Consider the following 10,938-nt stretch of genomic DNA (forward strand, 5'->3'; position numbering starts at 1 on the left):
GGGGCGATCGCGATCGGTCACCCGATCGGCGCGTCGGGCTGCCGGATCCTGGTGACGCTGCTGCACGAGATGGTCAGGCGCGATGCGAAGCGCGGGCTGGCGTCGCTGTGCATCGGCGGCGGGATGGGGGTCGCGCTCGCGGTCGAGCGTCCGTAACCGGCGGCGCGTGACCCGCGAACCAAATCCGGGCGCCGGCCGATTGCGGCTTCGACCGGCGCACGTGAAGTCAGAGGGGGCCGCCGGCAGCCCTCGAAACCAAAAAATGGAGTGAGATTTATGTCTCAGCGAATTGCGTACGTAACTGGCGGGATGGGCGGCATCGGCACCAGCATCTGCCAGCGCCTGTTGAAGGACGGCTTCAAGGTCGTCGCGGGTTGCGGCCCGAATTCGCCGCGTCGCGTGAAATGGCTCGAGGACCAGAAGGCGCTCGGGTACGATTTCATCGCGTCGGAAGGCAACGTCGGCGACTGGGACTCGACCAAGGCAGCGTTCGACAAGGTCAAGGCCGAAGTCGGCGAGATCGACGTGCTGGTCAACAATGCGGGCATCACGCGCGACGTCGTGTTCCGCAAGATGACGCACGAAGACTGGACCGCCGTGATCGACACCAACCTGACGAGCCTGTTCAACGTAACGAAACAGGTGATCGACGGCATGGTCGAGCGCGGCTGGGGCCGGATCGTCAACATTTCGTCGGTGAACGGCCAGAAGGGGCAGTTCGGCCAGACCAACTACTCGACCGCGAAGGCCGGTATCCACGGCTTCACGATGTCGCTCGCACAGGAAGTCGCGACGAAGGGCGTGACGGTCAATACCGTGTCGCCGGGCTATATCGGCACCGACATGGTGAAGGCGATTCGCCCCGACGTGCTCGAGAAGATCGTCGCGACGATCCCGGTGCGGCGGCTCGGCGGGCCGGAGGAAATCGGTTCGATCGTCGCGTGGCTCGCGTCGAACGATTCCGGTTTTGCGACGGGCGCCGACTTCTCGCTGAACGGCGGCCTGCACATGGGCTGATCGTCCGCGCTGCGCGGGCCGGGTGGCCGCGCAGCCGGACGTGTTCCGAAGGCCCCCGCCTCCCGGATTCGGGCGGCGGGGATTCGTCACTTGCGCTACGCTGCACTCAAAGGCGTTACATGACTACTACAAAGAAGACGGCCGAACGGCTCATCAAGAAGTACCCGAACCGTCGGCTCTACGATACAGAGACAAGCACGTACATTACGCTGACCGACGTGAAGCAACTCGTGCTGGAGCAGGAGGACTTCAAGGTCGTCGACGCGAAATCCAACGAAGACCTGACGCGCAGCATCCTCCTGCAGATCATCCTCGAGGAAGAGAGCGGCGGCGTGCCGATGTTCTCGTCGTCGATGCTGTCGCAGATCATCCGTTTCTACGGTCATGCGATGCAGGGCATGATGGGCACGTACCTGGAAAAGAACATCCAGGCGTTCATCGACATCCAGAACAAGCTCGCGGATCAGTCGAAGAACCTGTACGACACCAATGCGATGAATCCGGAAGTCTGGTCGCAGTTCATGAACATGCAGGCGCCGATGATGCAGGGGATGATGACCAGCTACATCGAGCAGTCGAAGAACATGTTCGTGCAGATGCAGGAGCAGATGCAGAACCAGGCGAAGTCGATGTTCAGCACGTTCCCGTTCAAGCAGCCGGGCGCGACGGAGCCGGAGAAGAAGTAGCCGATTCGCGGCAGGCCGGCCACGGCGGGCACGCCGTCGTGCGTCGGAGCCGCGCAGCAGGGCGGCGTGGCGTAGCTGCTCGTGCATTCGCGACGACGGCCGCCCGCCGGGCGACAAGGTTGACGGTCGTTCGTGACCGTCGATATCGGGGCACGCGCCGGAAGCAGGCGGCATGACCGTTGTCCCGCTCCGCCGATCCCGATCCGGTTCTCTGCGCTTGGCGGCCACTTCGCGCCGTGCCCGATGAGGTGCGGTTGCGTCGACGTGCGTACCATCGGCAGCGCCGCCCGGCGAAGCGCGATACCGGTTTCCGGGCATGGCAGGACGCGATGGGCGATACCGCGTCGGCGCGGTGCGACCGAGAAAAACAAACCGAGAGAAAGCATGGGCGGGATTCGAATGGCGCGGGCCGGCAGGCTGGCCGGTCTTGCTTCGACGTTCGTGGTGGGGATTGGTGTTGCCGTCCCTGGCCTGGCAATGGATTGCGCGAAGGCCGTGCAACCGATCGAAAGGCGCATCTGCGCGAGCCCGACGCTGCGCGCGGCCGATGCACGCATGAATGCGGCCTTCGCGGGCGTACTGAAGGCCGCGCCGGACATCACGATCCGCGACATGCTGGTGCGTAGCCAGCGCCGCTGGATCGACGCACGCAACAACCGTCTCGATGCCGACTACGCGGGCCACCCGCTGGCCGTCGACGAAGTGCGCAAGGCTATCGATCGGCGCACTGCCGTGCTGGCCGATCACTCGGACAAGGGCTTGATCGCGCGAGCGCTGGCCGAACGCCGATGGCTCGCCAAATACTCGGGCGGCCCGCTCACCGGTTTCGATGCCAACTGCGATTTCATTCCGGACGACGCGAGTGGCGCACACGTTTCGTATGCCTGTTTCGGCGCGGTTCACGTGCAGCATCGCGAGCGGGTCTGCAGCCAGAGCGAGGACTGGGCGACCGGTGCGGTGTACCAATACCGCTCGGTGAGCGCGGCCGACGGCGGGAAGGTGCGTCCGGTGGCGTTCTGCGAGGCACAGGCGCATGCGAGTGCATGCGACAACGGTGGGGCGCAATCGGGCTGGATGCGCGCGGACGTGTCCGGCGGGGATAGCCGCGCGTCGGCGCCGGCAGCCGGGTTGCCGCCGCTCGACGCGGAAATGTGGCCGATCGGCGACGGGGACGATGCGGTGTGGTTCGAGCGGTGCCTGACCGCGGCGAAGTTTCCGTGAGTCCCGAACCAGCGTGACATCGGCCCGCTTCGGCGGGCTTTTTTGCGCGCGCCGGCGGAGCAATGTGTTCCAGGGCGGGCCGGACGCGCGCGGTGCGCCGACGTTACCGGCCCGGAAACGTTCAGTCCGCCGGGAATCCCGGTTCGTCGTCGTGCGGGGGCAGGTCGAGCACGAGCTTGACGGCGCTGTGATTGGCCTTCAGCGAAAATACGCGGCCGATTACGAGGAACGTCTGGCTTGAATGCTCGAGCTCGACGAAATCGCCCGGTTGCGGCACGTGCGCGCCCTGGTCATACGAAAAGCTGGTGCCGGTTTGCTCGCCGATGGCTTCTGCTGCGTGTTCGGTGAATTCGATCGTGATGTGAGTGGTCATACGAGCCCCGTTGGGTCGATTGAAAAGGGTGGACGCTGGGATTTTCGCATGGCGGGCCGTGGCGCCGGGACGATTCTCGCCGGCCGGCTGGCGTCGGGGCGGGGCCAACGGGCGGTTTCGCGCGGAATGACGGGACCTCTCCAGTCCGGTTCGACGACGGAACGTGAGCGCGCCGGGTATCCGGGCCGCATCGCCGCGCACTGCTCGTTTTTGGGTCGCCGGACACTAAACGGGTTTATCTATACAGAGCGGTAGGTCGAACCGGCCAGACAGTGGACTTCGTGTTCAGCGCGAAACGCGATGTGGCCGCAGCCAAAGTTTTTTTCCGAAAAACCATCGGGCGTCAGGGCAAGTCGCCGGAGACGATCGCGCATTTCCGTGAAATGCTACCATCGAGCGTTCCCTGATTGCCTGGCAGAACCTGGTCTGGCGATGATGGAATTTTGACGAGGACTACACAAGATTGAATCGACGTCGCTTTTTGCTTGCCTCTTTCACCACGGTCGCAGTTTCAAGCGGCGCATTTGCTGCTGTACCTGACGAAGAAACCTGGGGAAAATACTTTACCGAAGCCAACGCACGAGGCACGCTTGTCGTAGCCGACCTTAGGGGAGGCAAGGAAGTTGTTTCCGTGCACGACAGCGAGCGCGCTGCGCAACGCCTGTCGCCCGCGTCAACCTTCAAGATTCCCCACAGCCTGATTGCACTCGACTCCGGCGTATTGCGCGACGAGTTCCAGATTATTCCCTGGGACGGTGTAAAGCGTCCTATCGAAGCGTGGAATCACGAGCAGGACTTGCGCTCTGCCGTACGCAACTCGGCAGTCTGGGTTTTCGAGCGCTTTGCAAAAGAAATCGGTCGAGAAAAAGAAGCCGCATATATGCGGAAGATTCCCTACGGGAACGCCCTCTCAAGTGGCGCGGAACCGTTCTGGGTCGACGGGGATCTTGCAATATCGGCTCAGGAACAGATCGCTTTCTTGCGCCGGCTCTACAACAACACATTGCCGTTCCGCGTCGAACACCAATTGATCGTCAAGGATGTCCTGATCAATGAGGCGGGGCGCGACTGGATTCTTCGCGCCAAATCCGGGTGGAGCGGGACAATAGGCTGGTGGGTGGGATGGGTTGAATGGCCTGACGGCCCGGTATTCTTCGCGCTCAACATCGATACGCCGAACCGGATGGAAGACTTGCCCAAGCGCGAGAAAATCGTCCGACAGGTATTGCGGTCTCTCAACGCATTACCGAGCTGAGACTCGTTCACACGAGTCAGCAAGCAACCGTGGCCGCCTCTAGCTGCGTCCGGCGAAGTGCACGGGTCATTTTCGTGATCGGTATCGCGCCAATCCAGTCGAGTTCAGCAGGCGGATTTCCCCGGCCGGCATTGTCAACTTGTCCAACTGTCGAGCAAGTTGACAATGCCGCTCGGCGAGCTTACGGCCGGTAAGCGTTGTGAAGCATTGCAAAATCGCCCGGTCCGGCACTTGTAGGACTGCAAAGGATAACTCAACATGGCTTAAGTAACGCCACTGTCGGTACCTGTGGGATCACGGCCTGTGTGCCGGTTTCATACGCTACAAAAACATGGATGAACCCTGTTCAATCGCTATTCGTCTACCAGATACGGCACGTTACGTGCTGATGGACGCGGCGTCATTCGGCATCGATCGTATCGATCAGGTTGTCGAAAAATTGCGCCTCGAACATCCAGATGCTTTTCATTCGAAGGATTCGCTCCCGGAACGCGGATTCGCGCACGCGCCGCGGAATGGCACTCCGTATCGTTGGCATGTGTACCAGGTTGCTCCGCAACCGATCGACCCGCAACGGAAGGACCCTTCTGACTAAACGGCGGCGAGCGTCGCGTCCGAAATCCGGATCGGCTGTCGGGCGGTCAGCAGCGGGAATGCATGCGACAGCGCGTCGACCTGAACGTGGTGTGGGCGCTGTCACGTTAGCGGATCATGTTCACAAGGGTCGCGAGCGCGATCTGCAGGTTTCATGCGGCAGACGGATTCTGGATGACCTCGGTGAATCCGCGCCACGTCGAGAGGCGTGCGGCGAGGTGTTTGCGATAAAGCGAAGCACGCAGCAGTTGCCGCTTCAGGGCGAAGTGCTGGAGCATCGGCCCGAAGTCGTGAGGAGCGCCTGAGTGCGCTTCGGATCGCGAACCCCCTCGCATGCGCCGCTCGCGTTCGCGGGTCGGCATCAACGGACCGCCTGGCCGATGATCGCAGCGGGGAATCGATGGCCGTTGTAGAGCGCTTCCGGTTTCTTCGCCTTATCTTGGTTGACCACAACCGCCAACGTGACAGCGCCTGATCTCCCCCTTGCCGACATGACAGCGCCGGCACAAGAATTTCAGGGGAGTCGGGGGAGAGGGCAGATAGCCTCAGTTCGGCACTGGAATATTGAATGGCTTCCCCGGTACCCAGGCCCAGGACGCAAGGACCTTCGCGCCAGCAGGTCCGGCAGTTGTGACGTGGACGACACCAGCCGGCATCCGGTAGCTTTCGCCTGCACGAACGACTTTTGTGGGCTGACCATCGACCTGCACCATTACCGCACCCTCAAGCACGTAGGCGACCTCAGGCCCGGTCGCTTTATGTCGAGGCTTTGACGCGTTTGGAGGAAATTCGGCAATGCCCATGCCCATCTCGCGATCCGTTCCCGCGATTGGGACCCGTTGCAAAACGATGGTGTCCTTGGCCGCCGGAGCATTACCGACAGCTTCGACTTGCTGAACGCTCGTCAGCGCCAGCAGGATAAGAGGAAGAAAAATGCGTTTCACTGATGAGTCTCCCTGTTCATTGTTCGCCGCCGGCGAGTGACGTGAGAATCCGGTATGCGGCGGTCACCCGTTCATCGATGGGGAAGTTCTTGTCGGCGAGCATCACGATCCCCAACCGCTTCTGCGGAATAAAGGCGACATAAGCGCCAAAGCCGTTTGTCGAGCCGGTTTTGTTGATCCAGAGCTTATTGTGCTTTTGATTCTGTCTTGTGGTTTGTCCTCCGCGTGGCTGACGGGTGTGATCGTGCATGCCAAGGCGGTCATCACCATAAGGGATGCGGCTCTAAAATTCATTGGGCTGATCCTTCAGTTCCTGTCGTTAATTGTTAATCCTATTAATCAGATGCGGTGCGACTTAATCGTGCGATTTCTGGAGCTTCTTGTAGTATCCGCGCGGCACTCGCTCGATTCGGAAGTCAGATTCCTGTCTGTCGCAAGCCGATAAGGAAGGCCGCAGAAAAAAGATTTTCATGGGCAACTTCGGGGTTTGAGGATTCGACACGGCCGAACTGGGACAGAGGTGGGAGATTACGTCCTCTCCGGCCTGTCGACCGTCGAGGAAATCTTGTCTGATGAAAAAGAAAATCTTTCGAGTGCGCATCATTAGCGTCACCGAAGCCGGACTGATCTGGCCGCATATCGTAATACATATCTTCATTGATTTTATAAAAATCAACGGCTTACGAAGGTGGCTTTAGATGGCGGTCAGGCGTCCCAGACGACCTTCGTAGCCTGGAGGCCCTTGCTGCAAGGGGTTCCGAGTGCATGCTCATAAAAAGGGAAAAAAGATGCGTATCACGCAATGGGTTCAAGGGTGGGGTGCTGTTCGACCAACTTACCGGGGCATATCGGCGCGTGACTAAAGTTCACTTTTAAGAACCGGGTGATCGATAGACTTGCCGAGGGAATTTCTGCTTTTTTGAAATGAGGCTCGCTTGGCGAGAAGTGTAATGGTGGGCCTCGGATATTGGTTTGAATCCAGAGTGCAGATTCCGATTCGGGGCGGTAATAAAGGGAATTCAATATTAAAGATGACCTGGTGAGTAAATAGGGCCGGGAGTAAAAAGTGAACAAGACATATCGATCGGTCTGGAATGAATCACTGGGGGCATGGGTTGCCGTATCGGAGCTTGACTCCGCCATAGGCAAGCCCAGGAAATTGAAGGTTGTACATTTCGTCGCCGTGGCTGCGGTAGCCTTGGGGGCGCAGATGCATGATGCCGATGCTCAGTATGCTGCGAATACTTCCTCTTCCGCGACGGGTGCCGGCTCCATAGCTATTGGCTCCCCTGTAAGTGCAGCCGCCGTCGCATCGGGTCAAAGTGCCATCGCGATCGGGCAGGGGACTACGTCAATAGGTGCCGACGCCGTCGTGCTTGGTTACTCGAGCACGGCTAGTAGTAATTACGACACTTCAATTGGTGCTTACAACACTGTTAGTGGTATCTATGCCATCGCAATTGGTAATAACGGCACAGCCAATGGACAGGGGGCCATTGCGATTGGACAGGCGGCGACCGCGACGGCGTCCAACGCTATTGCCATAGGGGCCCTGTCGATAGCAAATGTTGCTGGCTCGGTGGCGCTCGGCAATGGCGCCTCTGCGACCGCTGCCGCATCCAGTGCCACTGGCGGTACAGGCACGGTCAGCAGTCCGACGATTGGCGGTACCACATATGGATCGTTCGCGGGCGCCAGTGGCGCCAGCGGTGTCGTGAGTGTTGGGGGGGCTGGCACTGAGCGACGCATACAGAACGTTGCTGCGGGCCTGATTAGCTCGACCAGTACCGACGCGGTGAACGGCAGCGAGCTGTATGCGGTTGCGAGTACGGTAAATTCGCAGATCACTTCATTGTCGACGTCGACCTCGACTGGTTTGTCGTCGGCTACTAGCTCGATCACGTCGCTGTCGACCTCGACTTCGACAGGTATCAGCTCGCTGTCGACGGGCTTGAGCTCGACCAATAGCTCGGTGTCGTCGCTGTCCACCTCGACGTCGACGGGGCTGTCGTCGGCGAATAGCTCGATCTCTTCGTTGTCCACGTCGACCTCGACGGGCATTGGCTCGCTGTCGACCGGTCTGAGTTCGACGAACAGTTCGATCACGTCGCTGTCGACCTCGACATCGACGGGGCTGTCGTCGGCAACTAGCTCGATCTCTTCGTTGTCGACGTCGACCTCGACGGGCATTAGCTCGCTGTCGACGGGCCTGAGCTCGACCAATAGCACGGTGTCGTCGCTGTCGACCTCGACCTCGACGGGGCTGTCGTCGTCTAATAGCTCGATCTCTTCGTTGTCGACGTCGACCTCGACGGGCATTAGCTCGCTGTCGACGGGCCTGAGCTCGACCAATAGCACGGTGTCGTCGCTGTCGACCTCGACCTCGACGGGGCTGTCGTCGTCTAATAGCTCGATCTCTTCGTTGTCGACGTCGACCTCGACGGGCATTAGCTCGCTGTCGACGGGCCTGAGCTCGACCAATAGCACGGTGTTGTCGCTGTCGACCTCGACATCGACAGGCCTGTCGTCGGCGAATAGCTCGATCACCTCGCTGTCGACCTCGACGTCGACGGGGCTGTCGTCGTCTAATAGCTCGATCTCTTCGTTGTCCACGTCGACCTCGACGGGCACTAGCTCGCTATCGACCGGCCTGAGCTCGACAGATAGCACGGTGTCGTCGTTGTCGACTTCGACGTCGACCGGTCTGTCGTCGGCCAGTAGCTCGATCACCTCGCTGTCCACGTCGACATCGACGGGCATCGGCTCGTTGTCGACGGGCCTGAGCTCGACGGATAGCACGGTGTCGTCGTTGTCTACCTCGACCTCGACTGGCTTGTCGTCGGCGAATAGCTCGATCACCTCGCTGTCCACGTCGACTTCGACGGGCATCAGCTCGCTGTCGACGGGGCTGAGCTCGACGGACAGCGCGGTGTCATCGTTGTCAACCTCGACCTCGACGGGTCTGTCGTCCGCGAACAGCTCGATCACCTCGCTGTCAACTTCGACGTCGACCGGCTTGTCGTCGGCCAGTAGCTCAATCACCTCGTTGTCCACGTCAACGTCGACGGGCATCAGCTCGCTGTCGACGGGTCTGAGCTCGACGGACAGCACGGTGTCGTCGTTGTCGACTTCGACGTCGACCGGTCTGTCATCGGCGAACAGCTCGATCACCTCGTTGTCCACGTCGACCTCGACAGGCATCAACTCGTTGTCAACGGGGCTGAGCTCGACGGACAGTGCGGTGTCGTCGTTGTCGACCTCGGCCTCGACGGGCTTGTCGTCGGCGAATAGCTCGATCACTTCGCTGTCGACGTCAACTTCGACAGGCATCAGTTCGTTGTCGACCGGCCTGAGCTCGACGGATAGCACGGTGTCGTCGCTGTCAACTTCGACGTCGGCCGGTCTGTCGTCGGCGAACAGTTCGATCATCTCGCTGTCGACGTCGACTTCGACGGGTATCAGCTCGCTGTCGACAGGCTTGAGCTCGACGGACAGCACGGTGTCGTCGTTGTCGACCTCGACGTCGACCGGCTTGTCGTCGGCCAACAGCTCGATCACCTCACTGTCCACGTCGACTTCGACGGGCATCAGTTCGTTGTCGACGGGTCTGAGCTCGACGGATAGCACGGTGTCGTCGTTGTCGACCTCGGCCTCGACTGGCTTGTCGTCGGCGAATAGCTCGATCACGTCGCTGTCCACATCGACCTCGACGGGCATCAGTTCGCTGTCGACGGGTCTGAGCTCGACGGACAGCGCTGTGTCGTCGCTATCGACCTCGACTTCGACGGGTCTCTCGTCGGCGAACAGCTCGATCACCTCGCTGTCCACTTCGACATCGACGGGGCTGTCGTCGGCCAATAGCTCGGTTTCTTCGCTGTCCACGTCAACTTCGACAGGCATCAACTCGTTGTCGACTGGCCTCTCGTCGGCGAATAGCTCGATCACGTCGTTGTCGACGTCAACCTCGACCGGCATCAGCTCGCTGTCGACGGGGCTGAGCTCGACGGATAGCGCGGTGTCGTCGCTGTCAACTTCGACCTCGACCGGTCTGTCGTCGGCGAACAGTTCGATCATCTCGCTGTCGACGGGTCTGAGCTCGACGGACAGCACGGTGTCGTCGCTGTCGACCTCGACGTCGACCGGTCTGTCATCGGCGAACAGCTCGATCACCTCGCTGTCCACGTCGACTTCGACGGGGCTGTCGTCGGCGAATAGCACAATTTCTTCACTGTCGACGTCAACCTCGACGGGCATCGGCTCGTTGTCGACCGGCCTGAGCTCGACGGATAGCACGGTGTCGTCGTTGTCGACCTCGACGTCGACGGGTCTGAGCTCGACGGACAGTACGGTGTCGTCGTTGTCGACTTCGACCTCGACCGGTCTGTCGTCGGCCGATAGCTCGATTTCCTCGCTGTCGACGGGCTTGAGCTCGACGAACAGCACGGTGTCGTCGCTGTCTACCTCGACCTCGACGGGCTTGTCGTCGGCCAATAGCTCGATCACCTCGCTGTCCACGTCGGCTTCGACGGGCATCGGCTCGCTGTCAACGGGTCTGAGCTCGACGGACAGTGCGGTGTCGTCGTTGTCGACTTCGACCTCGACCGGTCTGTCATCGGCGAACAGCTCGATCACCTCGCTGTCCACGTCGACCTCGACAGGCATCAACTCGTTGTCAACGGGGCTGAGCTCGACGGACAGCACGGTGTCGTCGTTGTCCACATCGACCTCGACGGGCTTGTCGTCGGCGAACAGCTCGATCGATTCGCTGTCCACGTCGACTTCGACGGGCATCAGCTCGCTGTCGACCGGTCTGAGCTCGACGGACAGTGCGGTGTCGTCGTTGTCGAC

At 60.6% G+C, this 10,938-nt stretch carries 8 protein-coding genes and 5 pseudogenes; 9 read left to right on the plus strand and 4 right to left on the minus strand.

Annotated features, from left to right (window positions below):
* From GQ56_RS42610 to GQ56_RS0138350, 4 genes and pseudogenes are all read left to right on the plus strand, one after another.
* Positions 1–156: pseudogene (locus GQ56_RS42610) on the plus strand (acetyl-CoA C-acetyltransferase); the annotation flags it as partial.
* Between the two features lie 120 nt (positions 157–276).
* Positions 277–1,017: a 3-ketoacyl-ACP reductase gene (locus GQ56_RS0138340; RefSeq protein WP_031403671.1), complete on the plus strand. Its 741-nt coding sequence runs from the start codon at positions 277–279 to the stop codon at positions 1,015–1,017.
* Between the two features lie 119 nt (positions 1,018–1,136).
* Entirely contained in the window at positions 1,137–1,703 is a 567-nt protein-coding gene (phaR, locus tag GQ56_RS0138345; RefSeq protein ID WP_031403672.1) for a polyhydroxyalkanoate synthesis repressor PhaR, read from the plus strand.
* A 264-nt stretch (positions 1,704–1,967) separates the two neighbouring features.
* Positions 1,968–2,924 carry a lysozyme inhibitor LprI family protein gene (locus GQ56_RS0138350; protein WP_235212837.1) on the plus strand — a complete coding sequence of 319 codons (957 nt, stop codon included), beginning with the start codon at positions 1,968–1,970 and terminating at the stop codon, positions 2,922–2,924.
* A gap of 121 nt (positions 2,925–3,045) precedes the next feature.
* Here GQ56_RS0138350 and GQ56_RS0138355 read toward each other — a convergent pair whose 3' ends face one another.
* Positions 3,046–3,297 carry a hypothetical protein gene (locus GQ56_RS0138355; RefSeq protein WP_031403674.1) on the minus strand — a complete coding sequence of 84 codons (252 nt, stop codon included), beginning with the start codon at positions 3,295–3,297 and terminating at the stop codon, positions 3,046–3,048.
* 236 nt (positions 3,298–3,533) lie between these two features.
* On the opposite strand from GQ56_RS0138355, the pseudogene GQ56_RS42615 reads away from it, so the two are divergent.
* The 3 genes and pseudogenes from GQ56_RS42615 to GQ56_RS45310 form a co-directional block, all read left to right on the plus strand.
* Positions 3,534–3,665: pseudogene (locus GQ56_RS42615) on the plus strand (DDE-type integrase/transposase/recombinase); the annotation flags it as partial.
* 95 nt (positions 3,666–3,760) lie between these two features.
* Positions 3,761–4,552 carry a class D beta-lactamase gene (blaOXA, locus tag GQ56_RS0138360; RefSeq protein ID WP_031403675.1) on the plus strand — a complete coding sequence of 264 codons (792 nt, stop codon included), beginning with the start codon at positions 3,761–3,763 and terminating at the stop codon, positions 4,550–4,552.
* Between the two features lie 331 nt (positions 4,553–4,883).
* Complete coding sequence (locus GQ56_RS45310) at positions 4,884–5,147, plus strand: hypothetical protein (RefSeq protein WP_152602004.1); 264 nt, start codon at positions 4,884–4,886, stop codon at positions 5,145–5,147.
* 151 nt (positions 5,148–5,298) lie between these two features.
* Here the strand turns inward: GQ56_RS45310 and GQ56_RS43510 are convergent.
* The 3 genes and pseudogenes from GQ56_RS43510 to GQ56_RS47340 form a co-directional block, all read right to left on the minus strand.
* Positions 5,299–5,508 (minus strand): annotated as a pseudogene (locus GQ56_RS43510) (IS6 family transposase); the annotation flags it as partial.
* 183 nt (positions 5,509–5,691) lie between these two features.
* On the minus strand, positions 5,692–6,090 hold the full coding sequence (locus GQ56_RS42620; protein ID WP_235212838.1) for a cupin domain-containing protein: 399 nt from the start codon (positions 6,088–6,090) through the stop codon (positions 5,692–5,694).
* Between the two features lie 16 nt (positions 6,091–6,106).
* The gene (locus GQ56_RS47340) at positions 6,107–6,367 is read right to left on the minus strand and encodes a serine hydrolase (protein WP_407638622.1); all 261 of its coding nucleotides are present in this window, start codon (positions 6,365–6,367) and stop codon (positions 6,107–6,109) included.
* 789 nt (positions 6,368–7,156) lie between these two features.
* Between GQ56_RS47340 and GQ56_RS47345 the strand changes: the two are divergent.
* A pseudogene (locus GQ56_RS47345) lies at positions 7,157–7,231 on the plus strand (ESPR domain-containing protein); the annotation flags it as partial.
* A 132-nt stretch (positions 7,232–7,363) separates the two neighbouring features.
* Positions 7,364–10,938 (plus strand): annotated as a pseudogene (locus GQ56_RS45315) (hypothetical protein); the annotation flags it as partial.

The organism is Burkholderia paludis (assembly GCF_000732615.1).
Classification (GTDB): domain Bacteria; phylum Pseudomonadota; class Gammaproteobacteria; order Burkholderiales; family Burkholderiaceae; genus Burkholderia; species Burkholderia paludis.